The sequence below is a fragment of the Ignavibacteriales bacterium genome, from assembly GCA_026390795.1.
Classification (GTDB): domain Bacteria; phylum Bacteroidota; class Ignavibacteria; order Ignavibacteriales; family Melioribacteraceae; genus Fen-1258.
Genome location: JAPLFG010000002.1, coordinates 187,425 through 207,158, shown reverse-complemented (window position 1 = coordinate 207,158; position 19,734 = coordinate 187,425). Strand labels below are relative to the sequence as shown.

21 protein-coding genes are annotated in these 19,734 nt (G+C 35.4%); 2 read left to right on the top strand and 19 right to left on the bottom strand.

Annotated elements, in window-relative coordinates:
* The 14 genes from NTX65_03075 to NTX65_03010 form a co-directional block, all read right to left on the bottom strand.
* Nucleotides 1-645 (bottom strand): deoxynucleoside kinase, encoded by a 645-nt coding sequence (locus NTX65_03075; protein MCX6168296.1) that lies wholly within the window; start codon nt 643-645, stop codon nt 1-3.
* 6 nt (nt 646-651) lie between these two features.
* Nucleotides 652-1,158 carry a 2-amino-4-hydroxy-6-hydroxymethyldihydropteridine diphosphokinase gene (gene folK / locus NTX65_03070; protein MCX6168295.1) on the bottom strand — a complete coding sequence of 169 codons (507 nt, stop codon included), beginning with the start codon at nt 1,156-1,158 and terminating at the stop codon, nt 652-654.
* The gene (gene folB, locus NTX65_03065; GenBank protein ID MCX6168294.1) at nt 1,148-1,516 is read right to left on the bottom strand and encodes a dihydroneopterin aldolase; all 369 of its coding nucleotides are present in this window, start codon (nt 1,514-1,516) and stop codon (nt 1,148-1,150) included. Before folB ends, folK begins: the two co-directional genes overlap by 11 nt.
* Entirely contained in the window at nt 1,513-2,430 is a 918-nt protein-coding gene (locus NTX65_03060; protein MCX6168293.1) for an EamA family transporter, read from the bottom strand. The genes folB and NTX65_03060 overlap by 4 nt, the downstream gene beginning before the upstream one ends.
* Nucleotides 2,431-3,168, bottom strand: coding sequence for a peptidoglycan editing factor PgeF (gene pgeF / locus NTX65_03055; GenBank protein ID MCX6168292.1), 738 nt, complete (start codon nt 3,166-3,168; stop codon nt 2,431-2,433). It abuts the gene before it with no gap.
* Between the two features lie 60 nt (nt 3,169-3,228).
* The gene (locus NTX65_03050; GenBank protein MCX6168291.1) at nt 3,229-4,551 is read right to left on the bottom strand and encodes an aminotransferase class I/II-fold pyridoxal phosphate-dependent enzyme; all 1,323 of its coding nucleotides are present in this window, start codon (nt 4,549-4,551) and stop codon (nt 3,229-3,231) included.
* A 372-nt stretch (nt 4,552-4,923) separates the two neighbouring features.
* Nucleotides 4,924-5,901, bottom strand: a complete 978-nt coding sequence (locus NTX65_03045; GenBank protein ID MCX6168290.1) for a cysteine synthase family protein — start codon at nt 5,899-5,901, stop codon at nt 4,924-4,926.
* A gap of 10 nt (nt 5,902-5,911) precedes the next feature.
* Nucleotides 5,912-6,871: a methionyl-tRNA formyltransferase gene (fmt, locus tag NTX65_03040; protein ID MCX6168289.1), complete on the bottom strand. Its 960-nt coding sequence runs from the start codon at nt 6,869-6,871 to the stop codon at nt 5,912-5,914.
* A 46-nt stretch (nt 6,872-6,917) separates the two neighbouring features.
* A complete protein-coding gene (gene def / locus NTX65_03035; protein ID MCX6168288.1) occupies nt 6,918-7,463 on the bottom strand; it encodes a peptide deformylase in 546 nt (181 codons plus the stop codon).
* Nucleotides 7,464-7,479: 16 nt separating this feature from the next.
* On the bottom strand, nt 7,480-8,373 hold the full coding sequence (locus NTX65_03030) for a hypothetical protein (protein ID MCX6168287.1): 894 nt from the start codon (nt 8,371-8,373) through the stop codon (nt 7,480-7,482).
* A complete protein-coding gene (locus NTX65_03025; protein ID MCX6168286.1) occupies nt 8,370-10,349 on the bottom strand; it encodes a M1 family metallopeptidase in 1,980 nt (659 codons plus the stop codon). The genes NTX65_03030 and NTX65_03025 overlap by 4 nt, the downstream gene beginning before the upstream one ends.
* A 107-nt stretch (nt 10,350-10,456) precedes the next feature.
* Nucleotides 10,457-10,849 (bottom strand): Hsp20/alpha crystallin family protein, encoded by a 393-nt coding sequence (locus tag NTX65_03020; protein ID MCX6168285.1) that lies wholly within the window; start codon nt 10,847-10,849, stop codon nt 10,457-10,459.
* A gap of 35 nt (nt 10,850-10,884) precedes the next feature.
* Nucleotides 10,885-12,828, bottom strand: a complete 1,944-nt coding sequence (gene dnaK / locus NTX65_03015) for a molecular chaperone DnaK (GenBank protein MCX6168284.1) — start codon at nt 12,826-12,828, stop codon at nt 10,885-10,887.
* Between the two features lie 42 nt (nt 12,829-12,870).
* Nucleotides 12,871-13,305 (bottom strand): Hsp20/alpha crystallin family protein, encoded by a 435-nt coding sequence (locus NTX65_03010; protein ID MCX6168283.1) that lies wholly within the window; start codon nt 13,303-13,305, stop codon nt 12,871-12,873.
* A gap of 219 nt (nt 13,306-13,524) precedes the next feature.
* On the opposite strand from NTX65_03010, the gene NTX65_03005 reads away from it, so the two are divergent.
* Both NTX65_03005 and NTX65_03000 read left to right on the top strand, forming a co-directional pair.
* Nucleotides 13,525-14,292 carry a biotin--[acetyl-CoA-carboxylase] ligase gene (locus NTX65_03005; GenBank protein ID MCX6168282.1) on the top strand — a complete coding sequence of 256 codons (768 nt, stop codon included), beginning with the start codon at nt 13,525-13,527 and terminating at the stop codon, nt 14,290-14,292.
* A 10-nt stretch (nt 14,293-14,302) separates the two neighbouring features.
* Nucleotides 14,303-15,457 (top strand): cysteine desulfurase family protein, encoded by a 1,155-nt coding sequence (locus NTX65_03000; GenBank protein MCX6168281.1) that lies wholly within the window; start codon nt 14,303-14,305, stop codon nt 15,455-15,457.
* 60 nt (nt 15,458-15,517) lie between these two features.
* Here NTX65_03000 and accD read toward each other — a convergent pair whose 3' ends face one another.
* Genes accD through NTX65_02975 form a run of 5 tightly spaced genes read right to left on the bottom strand, consistent with a single transcriptional unit; the run spans nt 15,518 to nt 19,727 of the window.
* Entirely contained in the window at nt 15,518-16,357 is an 840-nt protein-coding gene (accD, locus tag NTX65_02995) for an acetyl-CoA carboxylase, carboxyltransferase subunit beta (GenBank protein ID MCX6168280.1), read from the bottom strand.
* Nucleotides 16,357-17,082, bottom strand: a complete 726-nt coding sequence (locus tag NTX65_02990) for a DUF1573 domain-containing protein (protein MCX6168279.1) — start codon at nt 17,080-17,082, stop codon at nt 16,357-16,359. The genes accD and NTX65_02990 overlap by 1 nt, the downstream gene beginning before the upstream one ends.
* Complete coding sequence (gene tsaB, locus NTX65_02985) at nt 17,079-17,735, bottom strand: tRNA (adenosine(37)-N6)-threonylcarbamoyltransferase complex dimerization subunit type 1 TsaB (protein ID MCX6168278.1); 657 nt, start codon at nt 17,733-17,735, stop codon at nt 17,079-17,081. The genes NTX65_02990 and tsaB overlap by 4 nt, the downstream gene beginning before the upstream one ends.
* Nucleotides 17,728-18,156 (bottom strand): tRNA (adenosine(37)-N6)-threonylcarbamoyltransferase complex ATPase subunit type 1 TsaE, encoded by a 429-nt coding sequence (gene tsaE / locus NTX65_02980; protein ID MCX6168277.1) that lies wholly within the window; start codon nt 18,154-18,156, stop codon nt 17,728-17,730. The genes tsaB and tsaE overlap by 8 nt, the downstream gene beginning before the upstream one ends.
* Nucleotides 18,156-19,727: a bifunctional response regulator/alkaline phosphatase family protein gene (locus NTX65_02975; protein MCX6168276.1), complete on the bottom strand. Its 1,572-nt coding sequence runs from the start codon at nt 19,725-19,727 to the stop codon at nt 18,156-18,158. Before NTX65_02975 ends, tsaE begins: the two co-directional genes overlap by 1 nt.
* Nucleotides 19,728-19,734 lie beyond the last annotated feature (7 nt).

Here is a 19,734-nt window from a genome sequence, read left to right as displayed (position 1 = left end):
CTATCCTTTCGATTCGGGATTAAAGTATTCAATGAATCCCCTATCTTCTCTGAATACTTGAGCGTAGAGTTCTTCAAAATCTTCTTCACGGTTCACAAAATCTATTTCCGATGTATTCACGATTAAGAGCGGTGTGTTGTTATATTTAAAGAAAAAGTTATTGTACGCTTCCGATAGTTCCGTTAAATAAGCACGAGTTAGATTGCGTTCATACTTTCTCCCTCGAGTCTTAATGTTTTCTCCCAAACGGTCAATGCTCGATTGGAGAAAGATTACAAGATCCGGTTTTGGAATATCTCTTTCCAGAAGCGGGAAAATAGTTTCATAAAGTTTTAATTCTTCGCCGGTTAGATTAAGGTAAGCAAAGATTTTATCTTTCTGGAAGATGTAATCCGAAACCATATATTTTGTAAAAAGATCTTGCTGATTAAGCTGCTGCTGCTGTTTAAAACGATTAATCAGAAAAAACATCTGAGTTTGAAATGCATAACGTTTTCTATCATCATAAAATTTTTCAAGGAATGGGTTTTCCTCAAACTCTTCCATGATCAAGTTAGCGCTAAGTTTATCGGCTAGTTTTCTTGCAAGCGATGATTTACCGGCACCGATCACACCTTCAATTGCTATGTACCTGAGTTCGGCCAATTTGATTTATATATTAATTGCGAAATCTGATTTACGAATAATATGGTTCTCGATTGAAGAAAGATCTAACTCCATTATTTTTTTCTGCATACCCGGAAAGATGAAATCCGGTGCGATTTCTAATAATGGAATAATAACAAAATCACGTTTCAAAGATTCCGGATGCGGAATAACGAGCATATCTCCGGTATAAATTACGTCATTATAGAAAATAATATCAACATCAATTTCACGTTCTCCCCATTTTTCTAACGATTCAGTTCTACCGATATTTTTTTCCAAATGCTTTACAAACTGAAGCAGTTCAATAATATTAAAATCGGAACTAATTGCAATCACAGCATTTAGAAAATTCGGTTGATCAACAATTCCGTAAGGCGTGGTTTCATAAATTGAAGAACATTTAAGAACCTTACAAGAATCATTTTCATTTATTTTACGAACAGCACTATAAATGAATTCCAGTCTGTTCCCTTTATTAGAACCGAGTGCTAAGAAAATATTATTTACCATTTTCCTTTATCACTTCTGCTTCAACACAATCGAGTACACCACCTACAGGAACGCTATGTTTGCGAACCCGAACTGCAATTTTTTTAATATTCGGATATTTTTTTAATAACTCGTCTGCTATGGTTAATGAAAGTGTTTCAATCAAATAATATTTTTTTTCATGAACCAGTTGGTGAATAAATTTATAAACATCATGGTAATTGATAGTCAGTCTCAAGTCATCTTTTACAGCTGCATCTGAAAAATCAGTATATATATCAACATCGGCTTCGAACTTACCACCCATACTTTGTTCTTCCTGCAAAGCACCATGATATGCATAAAATGATGCGTTCTTTATACGAATTATATTTGTCATTTGATCACTAAAGTTTTTGTGTTGTAGTATTTTAAGAGCCCACGAAAGTTAGCAAATAATATTCCTATTAACACGAATGCACTTCCGGTCAGAGTTTGAAGTGAAAAATTTTCGTTTAATATAAGCCACCCTAGAATAACAGCAACAATTGGAGTTATAAATGAAGAAAGCGAAAGTATAACTATATTCATTCTTTTTAATAGCCAGTAGTATGTAGTAAAAGCAACCAGCGTTCCAAAAATAGCAAGATAAATAATTGATGATACTGCTGTAAAGTTAAAATCCCATGAAGAACGATTTTCAAAAAGTAATGCCGCAATTATTAAAATTAGTCCCGCAAAAAAGAGCGGAACCAGGTGCATTGATAATGGATTAAGATGCTGCCCGTATTTTTTTATAACAACTGCAATTGATGCCTGCATAGCGGCACTTATCAATACAGCCAATATTCCTAAAAACTGCTGGGATAGATCAAGCGATAAATTTTCGGAAAAAATTATTACTATGCCGCTGAATCCAATTATGACACCTAAGAACTGGTTAATTCCAATCTTCTCCTTTGAGAATGCAATTTTTGAAAAAATAATAATGCAAAACGGCATTACTGCAAATACAATTGAAGTAAGCCCCGAAGGAATAAATTGCTCTGCCCAGTAGACCAAAGAAAACGGAATTACAAACGAAAATAGAGATGTAATAGCATAAAGCTGTATCGAGCGGCGGTCAGTTTGAAGAGATATTTTACTATACCGCATAAATACAAATACAAAAAATGATGCAAGCGAAAATCTTAGTCCGGATGAAATCAACGGTGTTAGCGAATCCAAGCCGAGCCGTATTGCAAGCCAGGTTGAGCCCCAAATAAAACTTATTAAAACATATCCCGCAGCTATTTTAAATTTTTCCGAACCCAATTAAATTTCCCTCATTGCAATCACACCAAATGAACGACCGGATAATTTACCGTCTCTTCGATATGAGTGAAGTAATTCTTTCTCCTCAAAGGAACAAAACGGAGATATTTCAATATTTTTTTTTGGTATTCCGAAATTGTAAATCATATCTAGATTAGTTCGTGAAACGTCGAGAAATATTTTTCCGTTTTTCATACACGAATATTTTTTATCAAATTGCAAAGCAACATCTTCTCCAACTTCATAATTATTTTGAGATATTGAAGGACCTATGTACGTAAAAAGATATTCCGATTTTGAATTAAAGCTTTCCGACAAGAATTTCAATGTTTTTTGTAATATTTGTTTTTGCGTTCCTCGCCATCCGGAATGAATACCGGCAATTATTTTATTCATTCTATCGTAAACAAAAATAGGAACGCAATCTGCTGTTGATATTGCAAGTCCTATATTAGGTTTGGTCGTGATCATTGCATCGCTCTCACCAATTAGTCCAGGTTTTTCCACAACTGTAATTATATCGGAATGAATCTGTTTTTGAATTGCAATTTGTTCGGTCTTCAAACCTAATTTATTATAAAACGCTTCACGATTCTCATTAACAATATCTGAATTATCACCTACTGTAAGAGACAAATTAAAAGAGAACGGTAAATTGCGGTCCATGCCGTTTTTGGTACTTAAGCCAAAAATAATTTCCGGAAATTTTTGAAAAAGATGAGATTTAATTATTTGCATAGTGTAGCCGGTAGATCCGATCTCCTTCCACTTTGTAAAGCGGAAGGATAATTGGGAATATCAAATTGCTTTTAATGACTCATCTAAGTCCAACAAAATATCATCTGTGTTTTCAAGACCAATTGCCAGACGAACACCGCCAGCATCGATTCCGCGCTCCCTTAATTTATCCGGAGGAACAACAGAGTGTGTCATAGAAGCGGGATGCTCAATTAAAGTGCGTGTATGACCTAAGGATACCGCAAGTGTCATTGTATAAGCGTTATCGGCAACATAATCCATAAATCTGCCACCGACTTCTTTTGTTTCTGCCGGCGTATTTCCTTTTAAAACAAAATAGAGAAGACTTCCCGGTGCAAAATTTCCGTTGAAGTCAACCATCTGTTTTTTTGCAATTTCATAACCTTTGAAATTTGGAAGACCAGGATAATTTACGAATTCAACTTTTGGATGAGCATTAAGAAATTCCGCAATTCTCATGGCTGATTTAATCTGGTGTCTCTGTCTTAATGCAAGAGTCGGTAAGCCGTATGTCAGAATTGCCCACGCACTTTTTGTATTCAATACAGCTCCAAAATCTTTTCTATATAAAAGAAGTAAATCACGATACTTCTTCTTACCTATCACAACTCCACCCATATCAGTTCCAAATCCACCGATTCCTTTTGTGAGTGAGTGGACAACAAAATCAGCTCCTAATTCAATTGGTCTTTGACAAAAAGGAGTTGCAAAAGTATTGTCAACAACAATCTTTATCTGATCAATTTCATTTCTTGTCTTGTTGACCTCTTTGACAATCTCCGCAACCGCTCTTACATCAACTATTTGAATATTTGGATTAGCCGGCGTTTCAAAATAAATTACTTTTGTTTTCTCTGTTAAAGTATTTAGAATACTATTGTGAGTTGTCAAATCAATTGGTGAAACTTTGATATTGTACTTCGGATACCAGTTATTGAACAATGATATTGTGCAGCCGTATAAAGTATTATGAGTGATTATTTGATCACCGCTCTTGGTTAAACTTCCAAGCACTCCGGAAATTGCGCCCATTCCGCTTGCAAAGCTGACTGCCGTTTCTCCTTTTTCAACATAAGCTAAATTTTCTTCCAGCATATCTTTATTTGGTTCGCCAAGACGATCATAAATAAAAATTGGCGCTTTGTCTCCAAATTCTTCCGTATTAGCGAATTGCATAAAACCTTGCGCTCCACGCTCAACAGAATCAAGCCGGAACGTAGTTGATGATGAAATCGGTGCCGTTACATGATGAGAATAATCCCATTTATCGGAAACATCTTTACCATAAATTAAATGAGTATCCATCGAGTATTTAGAATCATCCTGAACATTTTTTTTCTTTTCAACTTTTTCGTCTAACATCTTAAACTCCTGATAAATTGCTAAACAAAATTACTGAAATTAAACGAGGGATTCTATTCTGACATAATTTAATAATCGGAAGGAAGTATTATCATTTTAAACTTCGAGTCGTCTAGTAAAATGATTTTTGCTAATCATTCCCCTATCGAAAACCTAAAATAGATCATCTCTCATGATGACGACCATGAAATGAATCAAATAACTGATGTTACGCAAGAAATGATTTTTTTTTGCCACTAAGGCACTAAGGCACCAAGTATAAATTTGATATTTATTCGTTTTTTGATATTTCTTTGTGCCTTAGTGTCTTTGTGGCTAAGGTTTTTAAAAGTATGCATGACATTAGTTAAATAATATAAAATTTTATCCAGCTCACAAGAGATTATTCTTGGCTAACCATTCATCATTATAAATTGTACTAAAATATTTGTAGCCGGAATCGCAAATAAGAGTAACAATATTTGCTTCGCGGTCAATTTCACGTGCAAGATGAACCGCGCCGTAAACGTTAGCACCGCTCGATCCTCCGGCAAGAATTCCCTCTTCGAATGCAATCTTCTTTGCCCATCCAAATGCTTTTTTATCTTCTACCTTCATCATATCATCCAAAATATCTAATTGCGCAGTATCTATCAGAAATTCATCTCCCATTCCTTCAACCAAATAATGTTCCGGTTTAATCATTTTTTTGTATTTGAACCAATCATAAAAAACAGATCCTACAGGATCAAGACCGATCAATTTAATATTTGGATTTTTTTCTTTAAGATATTTTCCGGCGCCGCATATTGTACCTCCGGTTCCAACCGCAGCAATAAAATAATCGATCTTCCCTTCCATCTGTTCCCAAATTTCAGGCCCGGTCGTCATGTAATGCGATTCGTTATTATCAAGATTGTTGTGTTGATCTATGTAATAAAGTGAAGGATCTTTTTTTGTGAGATTCAATGCATATTGATTGTAGGAATCGGGATGTTCGGGCGGAAGTGATGCATCTACTTTAACAACATCAACGCCAAGAACTTCCAGCATTTTAATTTTCTCTTTACTTGTTGTATTACGAATAACAATTTTCAGTTTGTAACCTTTTTGCCGGCATATAATTGCCAGACCCATTGCAGTATTACCAGAAGAGTTTTCAAGAATGGTATCACCGGGTTTGATCTTACCTTCCCTCTCAGCTTTTTCAATCATGTATTTTGCAATACGGTCTTTAATACTTCCGCCGGGATTCATGAATTCCATCTTTGCCCAAATTGTGGCTTTCAATCCTTTAGAGATATTTCCAAGTTTAACAATCGGTGTTCTGCCGATTGCATCAATAATACTTTCATAACGATTATTTCTCATTAGCATTCCATTAGTCGGTTAAAGAGTATCCTCTCAAAAATTCTTCTGCAGTCATTCGTTTACGTCCCTCGGGTTGAAGTTCAAGAATCTGCAGATAGCTGTTATTTGTTTTGACAAATATTTCTTTTTTAGATTCTAAAATTTTTATTGTATTCTGTGATTGGCTGTCATCAATCGACAATTTTTGTTTGAACTGATCTCTGATGGCTTCAAAACTATCACCAATTATTTTAGTTTTAAAAACCTTATAACTCTTTCCGTTCCTTTCAAAATAGGCGCCCGGATGAGGCGATAATCCCCGTACCAAATTATGAATTTCAATATCTCTTCTTGCCCAATCAATCTTACAAATTTCTTTTGTGATTTTTGGAGCCGGAGAAGCGATAGAATCATTTTGTTTTGAAGAAACAACTTTTCCATTTTCAATCAATTCAACAGTCTTAGAGACAACGTTTGCACCAATTATCATCATTTTATCATGAAGAGTACCGAAATCATCATCATCATCAATTTTGATTTTTTCTTGGATGATAACATTTCCTGTATCCACTTTATCTGCTAAGGAAAATGTTGTCACTCCCGTTTCGGTTTCTCCATTTATGATTGCCCACTGAATAGGTGCGGCCCCTCTGTATTTCGGCAATAAAGAGCCATGCAGATTGAACGATCCTTCTTTTGGAATCGAATAAACTTCTTTCGGTAGAATTTTAAATGCAACAACAATGATCAGATCCGGTTCAAGTTCTTTAAGGCGCTGGATAAATTTTTCATCTTTCAGAGAAATTGGAGTCAGAACTTCCAAATTATTTTCCGATGAAAAAATCTTAACCGATGTAGAGGAGATTTGTTTTCCTCTTCCGCGTTCTTTATCTGGTGCAGAAACAACAGCAGCAATTTTGTGTTTGGATTGAAGAAGTATTTTGAGCGAAGGAATCGCAAATTCTGGCGTTCCCATAAAAACAATTTTCATTTTTTAACTCCGCTCAATAGTTCCGGCAGGAATTCTTCGGTGTGAATTATCCTTCAGTGATCGGATATTCAATCTCAACTTCCCTATTCATAATGTTCGATAATTCAGCAGAAAGCTTTTGTTTTATATCTTCGGCAACGCGGTCCGGGATCATCTTCCCAATTAAGTGATCATACTCATGCAGAATTACGCGAGCCAGCATAGCATCTGCTTCCATTTCAACTTCTTTTTCATCCGTATCCATAAATTGGATTTTAATTTGGTCTGAACGAAGAACATTAGCATGTAAATTAGGAAGACTCAGGCACCCTTCTTCTTTAAAAGATTTTTCATCAGATTGAAGAAGTATTTTGGGGTTAATCATCACAATCGGTTTAAATTTTTCATAACCGTCTGCTCCATCGAGATCTAAAACAAATATAGATTCTCTATAACCCACTTGGTTTGCTGCAAGTCCAATTCCATTGGCATTGCGCATCGTATCAAACATGTTCTTAATTTTTCTGATAATGTCATCGGTGACTTCTTTTACCGGCTGGGCTTTCTGCCGTAAAATCTTATCACCATAAATTGATATTGGTACAATTGCCATATATTTTTCACGAAAATTATTGCGCTTCAGCTCTAACGACATCCGCGCTTAGATCATTAAATAAATTAACTTCTGTTGAATAGAACAACATTCTCACAAGCAATCGAAAGATAATTAACATTTGTTGAAGAATAAAGGAGACGAATAAAAAATAGAATGGTGTCCGCGGAATGAATCTTCCTATAACATTATAAATGATAGAACCGAGGGCACCAATTATTGCAACAATCAAAAATGTAATAAATACTTTGCTGAAATTATTACTTATGAACCGTATCGCATTTAAACATTCTTTGAATATCTCGTTTTTGTCTTTAACAGCAAGCGAAATTTTGGAATAATCAGAGACCATCGTAACTATCCCGATAAAAAATACAAGCAGAAGATAACGCAAAGCTTTTAGAATAAAGTCGGCATAAACGTTTTCGGAATTTTTAAACATAATGGAAATTAGATCGCCTGAGTAATCATTAATTTTAAATGCAGCGGCAAAGAAGAGAAGAGAAATTAGAAGTACTTTTGTAAATCGTAAAAAATATTTTACTCCGCCGTAGAAAAAATCAACCGTATGATTTTTATCCGGATTCTGAAAAATCGAAATCAAACCACCTAGGAAAAAAGTTTGAATTAGGGCGTAGATACCTACAACAAAATAGATACTTAATGGAAGGTGATTTAGCTGGATATTATAGAGATTTCTAAACTGAATATACCACATGTAATCAAAACTTAGCGCTAACCGGTCACTTGTTAATGAGGTACCTAAATTATCAATAAGAATATTATAGATTGGAACAGCAAGCACTAATGCTGCCATAGCATTAAATGCCCACATAATAATTACAAATTTATCGTTATGGAAAACTGATCTGATACCATGAAGCAATATTTGTTTTATGCTTATATTCATCCTATGCTTCCCAACAGTACAAGTGCATTTTGAATCCAAAAGAATAAACGGATTACGAGCGATAACGAAGCCCACACACGCGGCTCAACAGTAAATGAATTATTTGCGAAATTTATATCAAGTAAATTCTTTCTTTGAGGATCAATTTCTGCGGCAATAACTTTATTTTTCGTTCTAAATTTTAAAAGTTTCCATCGCTCTGTTCCATCCCATTTCTGGTACAATGTGTCCTTATCCGTATAGAGCGCAATATCATTTTTAAATGATCCATCGCCAAGACGTTCAGCCAATACTTCATATTCGTCTGATGAATTCTGCTTGATAGAAGTTATTTTATAATCGAAATATTTAGGAGATTTATAAAATTCATCGAAGAACCAACTCATATCTTCATTGCAGTTATTCTGGACAATCGAAATGAAATCTGCCGCATTCGGATGCTTGTATTTAAACTCATTGTAATATTCTTTCAAGATTGCCATCATCTTTTCATGACCAACATATCTTTCAAGAGTAAGAAGAACAAGTTCCGGTTTATTATAAGAATTTACAACGTAGGATAACCTTGTTGGAAGTTTGTAAGAAGTATCGGCAAGTGTACCGATAGATAAATTTTTGTAGTAGGAGTTTGCGCTTCTTGAACCTTCAGGCATTTGAATATCTACAAGAGTATAGATCAATGGTATGTCATTGAAAGAAAGAAAATTTAATCCAAAAACTGGAATGTAAGAAGCGAATTTAAAATTCTCTAAGATTTCCGGCTGATAATGATACATTATTTTTGTTGCTATATACGATGTGAAACCTTCATCTAGCCAGGCTTCATAAACTTCGTTGCTGGCAATTAGACCTTGGAAAAACTGATGAGAAAATTCATGTGTGACAAGATACTCCGGTCCGCCCGTTTCTTTAGGGGAAAATAATTCGGCACTAACGGTGAAAAGAGTTGGATACTCCATTCCTCCGGAGGCGGAAGTGCGCGGAACATCAACCAGAGTTACATTTTGATACGGATAAATTCCAATATTATCTTCAAAATAAGTAAGACAATTTTTTACGGTTTGAAAATATCGGTCAAAATATTTTTCACGCTCCGGCTGTACATATGCTTGAATTGTTACCTGAGTTCCATCTTTACGTTTGTATGTTTCATTCCGATGTAGAATTTTATCTGAAGCCAGCCAAACAAAATCATGAACACCCGATTGAACAAATTTAAATACTGAGGAGTTTATATCAGTAGATTTTTCAGTTTCAACACCGGTGGCGGCAACAATATAATTTTTCGGCACTTTTATTTTAACAGAGTAATCGCCGAAGTCTGAATAATAATTCAAGTAAGGATGATATTGGCTGCATACCCATCTCCCATTTTCAAAGACTCCGACTTTTGGAAACCACTGTGAGACAAAGAAAAAATTTCTTCCTGTAGCATAACCCATTCTTTTAACCGAACGGGGAATCTTCATTGAATAATCAAAAAATATATTTACGCTATCGCCCGGTAGAACCGGTTTGTCTAAAATTACTTTTGCAACAGTGCTGTCGTGTGGATTTTCTATTTCTGGTTGGAAATAAATCAATTCAGCTAATTTTCCATTCACCAAAAATGTCTTAACATTCGTTTGAGTTTGAGTTTCGGAATTGATTGGAAACGCTTTAGCAAAGAGTGTTTTATTGCTTTTATATCCGTTTGCATAAAAATGGAATTGTATTTCCGTTGTAGGTGAGTTTGTTTTGTTTATCCAAGTAATGTTCTCTTTAACAAAGATCTTTTTGGCGTTAGCATCGAATTCAACATCCAGATTATAATTTGCGCGTTTATCAACTTTAGCTAGCTCTGATTTGAGTATCCCGTCAGTATAATTGTTAATTGAGACCGAATTATTTGACTCTGTGGCGTTGGGTTCATTGTCCGCTAGATAAAGCAAGCCGGTAAATAAAATTAACAGTATAAATGCAGTAAGTTTTTTCATCACATAACCAAATTAAAGAGAAGTGATGTTTAATTCAATCAAAAGGTTTTAAAAATAATAATCCCGCCTAAGCGGGATTATTAATAACACTGAAAGCTTCAAACGGTTTACTTTATTTCAATCGTTTTTGGTTTCATTCTTTCATGTTTAGGAAGTTTCACATTGAGCACGCCGTTATCAAGCTTTGCATCAATTTTAGATTCGTCAATATTTTCAGAAATTTTGAATCTACGATAAAAGTTGCCTGTCTCTGTTTCCTTCAGAACATATTTACGGTTTATAACTTCGTCGAAAGTGATTCTTCCCATAATTATGAGGTGTCCCTCTTCAAGTTTAATTTTAACATCTTCCTTGGAAACCCCGGGCATCTGAGCCATTAGAAAATAATCTTCTGAAGTTTCGTAGATATCAATTAAAGGAGCTACCCAGGATTCAACTTCGAGAGCTTCATCCCAACTTCTTTTATTTTTTACTTCTACCATTTCTTTTTGTTCAGTCATACTGACCTCCGATTTATTTTTTTTATTACATGAATTTATTTTTTATCATCATCAACGACTTCATAAGATGCGTCTTCAACATTCTTTTCATCTTTTTTATCTGAAGTCGACTTCTGCTGCGGTTCACCTTGTGGCTGACCTTCAGATGGTTCTCCGCCTTGCGCTCCGGGTGTTGGACCTTGCTGAGCATATAACTTTTGCGAAATTTCATTCCATACTTTGGTCAATCCATCAGTTGCAGTTTTTATTCTATCCGTATCGTTTGATGCAATTGCTTCTTCAACTTTCTTTATTTCACTTTCAAGCTGGTTTTTCTGTTCCGATGTAATTTTGTCTTTCATCTCTTCGATTTGTTTCTTTGTTTGGAAGATCAGATTATCCGCTTGATTCTTTACTTCAACAGCTTCTTTCTTCTTTTTATCTTCCGCCGCATGTTCTTTTGCAGTCTGCCTCATCTTCTCAACTTCATCTTTAGATAGTCCGCTTGAAGAAGTGATTCTAATACTTTGTTCTTTGCTTGTGGCTTTATCTTTAGCCGCTACATGAAGAATTCCGTTAGCATCAATATCGAAAGTTACTTCAACTTGAGGAATACCACGTGGTGCCGGCGGAATTCCATCCAAATGAAATTTCCCTAAGGTTCTATTATCAACTGCCATCGGACGTTCACCCTGAAGAATATGGATTTCCACAGACGGCTGATTATCTGATGCTGTTGAAAATACTTCACTCTTCTTAGTCGGAATAGTCGTATTCGCTTCAATTAATTTTGTAAAGACGCCGCCAAGAGTTTCAATACCAAGTGAAAGAGGTGTAACATCGAGCAGAAGAACATCTTTAACATCACCTGCAAGAACACCACCCTGTATTGCTGCACCGATTGCTACTACTTCATCCGGGTTTACACCTTTATGCGGTTCTCTTCCAAAAAGACTTTTAACAAGTTCTTGAACTTTTGGGACTCTTGTTGAACCGCCCACTAAGATAACTTCATCAATCTGAGAAGTTGAAACGCCTGCATCTTTAATTGCACGTTCACATGGTCCAACTGTTCTCTGAATCAGATCATCAATCAGCTGCTCAAATTTTGCTCTTGAGAGATTAATATTTAAATGCTTTGGTCCATCTTGTGTAGCAGTAATAAACGGTAAATTAACATCCGTCTGAACTGATGACGAGAGTTCAATCTTTGCTTTTTCAGAAGCTTCCTTTAAACGCTGAAGAGCCATTGGATCTTTTCGCAGATCAATTCCTTCCTGTTTCTGAAATTCATCAGCGAGATAGTCAATTAATCTTTGATCAAAATCATCACCGCCAAGATGTGTATCTCCATTTGTTGATTTAACTTCAAATACACCTTCGCCTAACTGCAAAATCGAAATATCAAATGTTCCGCCGCCAAGATCATAAACTGCAACAAGTTCTTCCTTATGTTTTTTGTCTAATCCATATGCAAGAGCCGCTGCTGTCGGTTCATTTATAATTCTCTTCACTTTCAATCCGGCAATCTCACCGGCGTCTTTTGTTGCCTGGCGCTGTGCATCATTAAAATATGCCGGTACAGTAATTACAGCTTCAGTAACTTCCTGACCAAGATAATCCTCCGCGGTTTTTTTCATTTTTTGCAAAACCATTGCACTAATTTCCGGTGGCGAATATAATCTGTCGCCAATCTCAACTCTTGCGGATCCGTTATCACCAGCAACAACTTTGTATGGAACTTCCTTTGCTTCAACATCAACTTCTTCTCTTTTTCTTCCCATAAATCGTTTGATCGAAAAGATTGTGTTTTGTGGATTAGTAACAGCCTGACGTTTTCCCGGCTGCCCGATCAATCTTTCACCGGATTTTGTAAATGCAATAACAGATGGAGTCGTTCTTCCACCTTCCGAATTTGGAATTACTACCGGTTCGTTTCCTTCCATAACCGCAACGCACGAATTCGTTGTTCCAAGATCAATTCCTATAATTTTTCCCATTTCAGTATCCTTTAGATTTGATTTTTGAATGAGCTGAAGTGGTTACTTCAGCTCGATTAATTTCTCGTTTTTTACTCTTGCTTCCGTTTTTTTCAATTGTATTTGAAGCATGCCATTTTCAAACTTGGCATCAACCTTCTCGGAATCAACTTCTTCCGGAAGTGTGAAAGAGCGTTTAAATGAACCGAACATTCTTTCACTTCTATAAAAGTTCTTATCTTTTTGTTCAGATTCTTTTTTCTTTTCCCCTTCTATTGTTAAAATGTTATCTTGCAAAGTGATTTTGATATTTTCTTTTTTTACTCCGGGGATTTCTGCGGTTACACTAATATTGTTCTTATCCTCCGAAATATCGATTCTCGGGTAAAAAGTTTCATTCATGTTGAATCCAAAGCTTGAGAAATCATCAAAGTATCTTTGAATTCTGTCATGAATAGTTTCAAAATCTCGCATGGGTTCGAATTTAATAAGTGTCATTTTATCCTCCTTTAATTTTGATGATACTATTATACAATGTATGTGCCAAGAGCCATATGTTTCGTAATTATATATTTTTTAATGATTTAGAGGATCGCACACGATTTTTGAGCTATCGGAATTTTTGACAGAGATTCAAATATAATTTCTAGTGTGTCTTAACTTCTGACCGAAATTAAAATTTTTTTTCATGAAATTTATTTTTAGGAGATTACAATTTTGTTCAAGATCGAAGAGTTTGATATCAAGCTTGATACCGATTACATTGGTAGAAATTTTATTTACAGTGACGAGGTTGAATCTACGAATGCAATGTTATTAGCGAGTAAGGAATCAAACCAGAACGGAACAGTTCTTCTTGCAGAATTTCAAAGCAAAGGGCGCGGTAGAAAAGAAAGAGAATGGATTAGCAGCAGCGGGCAAAATCTTACATTCTCCATTTTGCTAAAAGGTGAATTCAAGGAGCAGAAAATTCATTTGATAAACTTAAGCGCTGCGATTGCAGTTGCTCAATCCATAGAAAATCTTTTTCAACTCAACGTTGAACTTAAATGGCCAAATGATGTTTTAATCCATAAGAAAAAAATTGCCGGAATTCTGCTCGAATCAATTTCTAAAGGAAATAAAATAAGCAGAATTGTTGTGGGAATTGGAATAAACGTGAATCAGCCGAACTTCCCGGGTCAGTTTGAAATTCCACCAACTTCCGTGAGAAAGGAATTTCATTCAATTGTAAGCAGAGAAAAATTACTTAGTGAAGTACTTAACAATTTTGAAGAAATGCTTGAAGTATCTAAACGATCCGGCAAAAAAGTTTTAACCGATTGGCGCAATCGTTGTAAAATGATTGGTGAAAAAATCAAAATTGTTGATGGCGACAAAACTAAAGTCGGCATTTTTGATGACATTGATGAAAATGGATTCTTAGTTCTTCGAATCGGCGACAAATTGGAAAAAATCCATTACGGCGATGTGAGTCTTAGATAGAAAGGAATTAATGCGAGTATATTTCGATAACGCCGCTACAACACCGGTCCATCCAAAAGTATTTGAAGCCATGAAGCCTTACCTGATGGGTGAGTTTGGAAATCCATCTTCAATTCATTCGTATGGCAGAACAGTAAGAGTAGCAATTGAAGATGCACGCGAGACTGTTGCTGACTTTATAAATGCGAATCCGAGTGAAATTTATTTTACCAGCGGAGGTACTGAGGCAAACAATTTTGCAATCTTCGGAATAACGAAAACAGAATTTGAGGAGAGCAAACGTAATAAAATTATTACCTCAAAGGTTGAACATCATTGTGTGCTCGATACTTTTCAAGAATTAGAGAGAAATGGTTTCAATGTTCATTGGCTGAATGTTGATTCTGAATCAAGAATTAATTTGTCTTCATTAACTGACAATATTGATAAAAACACTTCCTTAGTTTCATTGATGCACGTTAATAATGAAACCGGAATAATTAATCCAATAGAAGAGATTGCGGTTTCAATCAGATCAAAAAATATTTTCTTTCATACTGACGCTGTTCAAAGTTTTGGAAAAATCCCAATAGATGTAAAAAATCTGGGAGTAGATTCTCTCTGCGGTTCGGCTCATAAAATTAATGGTCCTAAAGGAACCGGTTTTGCATTTGTAAAAAGCGGAACACCCCTTTCGCCATTGTTGTTAGGCGGTTCACAAGAACGTAACCGGCGAGGTGGAACTGAGAATGTTGCCGGAATAGTTGGATTTACGCAAGCAATTAAAATCGCTAAAGATTCAATGCCTTCAAATTATGATCATGCAAAAAAACTTAAAGAAAAATTTATTGCCGGACTTGCAACAATCGATAATAACGGGATACTAATTAACAGCACTCCGCTTACATCCCCATTCATTTTAAGTATTACATTCAAATCTGAATTTTATAATAATGATTCCGAATCTTTGTTAATGTATCTTGATATTAACGGAGTTGCCGCATCAAACGGATCGGCTTGTACTAGCGGGACGATAAAAGCTTCTCATGTAATACTCGGGATGGGATATAATCCGGAAGATGCTGCCGGTACTTTAAGGTTATCTTTTAACTCGATGAATAAAGTAGAAGAAGTTGACTTTACACTTGATGTTTTAAGTAGACTAGTAAAAAAATTCAGAAAATAGATTTACACTCTCTAGATATTTTAATTATTCTTAACTCGTTGAATAGATTAGTTTTTGACATTACGATAAGTAATCTATCAACTGTGATAGTTTTTCCTTCATCTGTTTTCTGTTTACAATAAAATCTACAAATCCATTCTCAAGCTGAAATTCTGTCTTCTGAAAACCTTCGGGTAAATCTTTGCCTATCGTTTGCTTGATAACGCGTGGTCCGGCAAAACCAATTAATGCTTTCGGTTCTGCGACAATTATATCTCCGAGCATTGCATAACTGGCTGTAACTCCACCTGTAGTTGGATCGGTTAATATTGATATGTAAGGTAATTTTGCTTCAGCATTACGCGCCAGTCTTGAACTTGTTTTAGCCATTTGCATAAGTGAGAATGCACCTTCCATCATTCTTGCACCGCCGCTTTGACTTATTATTATCATAGGGATTTTTTCTTCATAGGCTGCGTCAATTGCACGCGCAATTTTTTCACCAACAACGGAACCCATGCTTCCGCCTATAAAATTAAAATCCATGCAGGCAAATGAAGTTTTTTTTCCGTCAATTTTGCCAACACCGGTTTTTACCGCATCATTCAATCCGCTTTTTTTAATTGTAGCAACAATCCTTTCAGAATATTTTTTTGTATCGGTGAATTCAAGCGGATCTCCGGATTTCATTTTTTTATCAAGCTCTTTAAAAGAACCTTTATCAAACAGAAGTGAGATGTATTGGTCACTTCCGATTCTAAAATGATAATTGCATTTTGGGCAACACCATAAATTTACTTCAAGCTGTTTTGTATGAATTATTTCTCCGCAATCTTCACATTTAGACCATTGACCGTCCGGTATATCTGTCTTTTTGCTATCGCGGGAAATATTTTCTTTTTTTCTTGTAAACCAACCCATTAAGATTTTCTCTTTTCAATGTTCACAAATAAAGTGATTGTTTGATTCGGATTTTGAGGATCGTTTGAGTAAAGAGTGACGGTACGAGTCAACTTTCCTTCACGGTTCGCAGTGTCTAATTCGATTCTAATAGTTCCGGATTCATCCGGTTTTAGTGATTTACTGCTTAACAAGGCGGCGGTACATCCGCATGATGTTTTTACATCATTAATTAAAAGTACACTTTTGCCTTCGTTCTTAAATCCTAATTTGACATTTACAATTTTTCCTTCTTCAACATTTCCGAAATCATAAGTTGATTTATTAAGAGTAAGTTTAGGATTTACACCATTTTTGGAGGCTAAGTTTTTATCAACCACTACTCCGGTAAATGAAAGTTTGTATTCCGGATTTACGGGATCATTAGAAGAGACATAAACAAATTTTTCTTGAGGTCCCAAACGGTTTTCGGAATTGAACTCAACCTTTACAAAAGTTTTTTCTCCCGGTTTCAGTTTCATTTTACCCGGTTTTGCCGCAGTACAGCCGCATGAGGCTCTAACTTGACTAATCACAAGCTCAGCTGTTCCGGTATTTTGAATTTCAAAATTGTGCGTAACCACTTCGGATTCAGTGATTGTGCCAAAATCGTGGCGATCTGTCTTTACACTGATTCTCGGAGCGACTATCTGTGCAAATAAGGTTGCTGTAAAACTTAAAAGGAAAAAAAAAGTAATTCTTTTCATTTCTTTGCCCTAACTATAAATTTCTTAAAATAATTTGGTTCGAGATAATCCTGATCAAAAGTTAATAAATCCTGACCATATAAATAAGCCCATTCACCAATTGCTTTTGCAGTTGGACCATCCGGTACATTTAATTTTGTAGATTTTCCAAAGTTTCCATAAACCATTTCATCCGAAGCGACCAGATTTTCTAAATTAATTTTCTCAATTAATTTAAGTTCTTCTAGTATTTCAACTTTAATTCCTTTTTTAAAATATCGAGCAAAATAAGCTTCTTCAATATTTGCACCGACGGCAATTGCAAATCTCGATTGATCCGGAAGATATTCTGCAATTTGGTGAGCGAATGCATCGAATGTTGGTACAGGTATAATAGGCAATGCTGCCCCAAATGCAATTCCTTTAGCAGCAGAAAGCCCAATTCTTAATCCGGTAAACGACCCGGGTCCCATCGAAACTGCAATTGATTTGATTTTATTTAGTTCAATATCAGAAATTTTTAGAACGGTATCGATCATACCAATTAATTTTTGTGAATGAACATGTTTTTCCAAATAGTTCAATTCAATAAATTTATTTATGTCCAGATATAAAGCTACACTGCACAGTGTACCAGAAGTCTCTAAAGCCAATATTGGAAATAATTCATTCATGCTTTAATATCGATATTTCTCTTTCAGTATTATTGTCAATCTTCAATTCGATCTCATAATTCTTCTTAGGCAAAATTTCAGTGAACATATCCGCCCACTCAATAAATACAATCGTTTCATTGTTCATGATGTAATCTTCAAATCCTATATCGTAAAGCTCTTCAATCTTCTTTACGCGGTAAAAATCAAAATGAATAATATCTTTTCCGTTGTGGTATTCGTTTACAATAGAGAAGCTTGGACTAGAAACATTTTCAATACCGAATTGACGGCAAACATTCTTAACAAAAAATGTTTTACCTGAACCAAGATCGCCATTTAAGAGAACAATTTCACCTGGAACAAGAAGTTTGGAAAATTCCTTTGCGATCTCTATTGTTTCACTTTCCGTTTTAATTTTTTTACTAAAAGGAAATTCCATCAAACCTTTGTCTCCAAAGTAACTACCGGAAGAAGCATTTCTTCCATAGAAATACCGCCGTGCTGAAAACTATCTTTGTAGTAACTCAAATATTTGTGATAGTCTGTTGGATAAACAAAATAAAAATCTTCTTTTGAAATAATATAACTAACTGTTAAACCGCGCTTAGGTAATTTATAATCAAGTGGATTTTTTATAAAGATTGCATGCTTATCATCAACTTTAAGATTGCGACCGAACTTAAACCGCAAATTAGGAGACGCTTCTTTATCGCCTAACACTTTTGCCCCGCGCAATGTTCGTATGCTGCCGTGATCGGTAGTCACAATTATTTTTGCATGAGGAATTGTCGCAATCGCCCGGAATGTGTTAAGTAATGATGAATGCTGAAACCAGCTATTTGTAAGAGACCGGTAAGCGGCTTCATCCGGTGCGATTTCTTTTAGAATCGCAGAATCGGATCGACCGTGCGCGATCATATCCAAGAAATTTACCACTACAGCCATAAAATGAGTTTTCTTATGTGAAAGGACATTTTGCTCAAATGAGCGACCGACATCGGGATCAATTATTTTTATGTACTTCAATTCATTCTTTAAAGAAATTTTTCTTCTGTTCAATAGATTTTGCAGCAGTTCTTTCTCATATTTATTCATACTATTTTCATCATCGTTCATCGTTCCCCAAAGATCAGGATAATTTTTTTCAATCTCTGAAGGGAATAATCCGGCAAATAATGAATTACGCGCGTAAGGTGTTGCAGTTGGAAGAATTGAATAATAATAATCTTTATGAATATTGAACAAATCCGTCAAATGTTTTTCCATCACCAACCATTGATCGAGACGTAAGCAATCAATCACGAAGAAAAAAACCGGTCCTTCTGTTTTTGATAATTGCGGAATTACATATTTATCAACAATCTGTGTAGTTAAGGTTGGAACATCCTCCCCGCCGACATTATCAATCCAATTTTTATATTTTTTTTCTACATATTTACTAAACTCTTGGTTGCATTCTTTCCGCTGTTCAACAAGAGTCTGACGAAGATCAACTTCCGGATGAGTATCAAGTTCCATATCCCAGTTGGTCAGTTTCAAATAGATGTCGATCCAATCATCATAATCCGGGTCGAGTAAAAGCCTGCGTGAGATTTCATTAAAATCGTGGAGATAATCTTTTGCAACGTACTCGCCGGAAATTTTTTTCTGCTCAAGAATTTTTTTGCAGACCATAAGAACTTGCGAAGGAAGGACCGGTTTTATCAAGTAATCACTTATCTTACTTCCGATTGCGTCATGCATCAACGATTCTTCTTCGCTTTTAGTAACCATTACAACCGGAATGTTTGGATTGATCTCTTTTATTTGAGCCAGTGTTTCGAGTCCGCCGATACCTGCCATCATTTCATCAAGAAAGATCAAATCGAATTGATTTTCTCTTACCTCGGAAATTGCGTCCTGACCATTTGTGACGGTGGAAACTTCATAACCTTTTTCATTAAGAAAAATAATGTGAGATCGAAGTAATTCAATCTCATCATCAACCCATAAAATTTTATTTTTTTTCATAGCTTAT

Coding starts and splice junctions, on each gene's coding strand:
- NTX65_03000 (MCX6168281.1), top strand. CDS start 14,303: ATGCGAGTATATTTCGATAACGCCGCTACAACACCGGTCCATCCAAAA.
- dnaK (MCX6168284.1), bottom strand. CDS start 12,828: ATGGGAAAAATTATAGGAATTGATCTTGGAACAACGAATTCGTGCGTT.
- pgeF (MCX6168292.1), bottom strand. CDS start 3,168: ATGCAAATAATTAAATCTCATCTTTTTCAAAAATTTCCGGAAATTATT.
- NTX65_02975 (MCX6168276.1), bottom strand. CDS start 19,727: ATGAAAAAAAATAAAATTTTATGGGTTGATGATGAGATTGAATTACTT.
- folB (MCX6168294.1), bottom strand. CDS start 1,516: ATGACAAATATAATTCGTATAAAGAACGCATCATTTTATGCATATCAT.
- NTX65_03025 (MCX6168286.1), bottom strand. CDS start 10,349: ATGAAAAAACTTACTGCATTTATACTGTTAATTTTATTTACCGGCTTG.
- NTX65_03045 (MCX6168290.1), bottom strand. CDS start 5,901: ATGAGAAATAATCGTTATGAAAGTATTATTGATGCAATCGGCAGAACA.
- accD (MCX6168280.1), bottom strand. CDS start 16,357: ATGGGTTGGTTTACAAGAAAAAAAGAAAATATTTCCCGCGATAGCAAA.
- def (MCX6168288.1), bottom strand. CDS start 7,463: ATGGCAATTGTACCAATATCAATTTATGGTGATAAGATTTTACGGCAG.
- tsaB (MCX6168278.1), bottom strand. CDS start 17,735: ATGAATGAATTATTTCCAATATTGGCTTTAGAGACTTCTGGTACACTG.
- tsaE (MCX6168277.1), bottom strand. CDS start 18,156: ATGGAATTTCCTTTTAGTAAAAAAATTAAAACGGAAAGTGAAACAATA.
- folK (MCX6168295.1), bottom strand. CDS start 1,158: ATGGTAAATAATATTTTCTTAGCACTCGGTTCTAATAAAGGGAACAGA.
- NTX65_02990 (MCX6168279.1), bottom strand. CDS start 17,082: ATGAAAAGAATTACTTTTTTTTTCCTTTTAAGTTTTACAGCAACCTTA.
- NTX65_03030 (MCX6168287.1), bottom strand. CDS start 8,373: ATGAATATAAGCATAAAACAAATATTGCTTCATGGTATCAGATCAGTT.
- NTX65_03020 (MCX6168285.1), bottom strand. CDS start 10,849: ATGACTGAACAAAAAGAAATGGTAGAAGTAAAAAATAAAAGAAGTTGG.
- NTX65_03050 (MCX6168291.1), bottom strand. CDS start 4,551: ATGTTAGACGAAAAAGTTGAAAAGAAAAAAAATGTTCAGGATGATTCT.
- NTX65_03010 (MCX6168283.1), bottom strand. CDS start 13,305: ATGACACTTATTAAATTCGAACCCATGCGAGATTTTGAAACTATTCAT.
- fmt (MCX6168289.1), bottom strand. CDS start 6,871: ATGAAAATTGTTTTTATGGGAACGCCAGAATTTGCGATTCCTTCGCTC.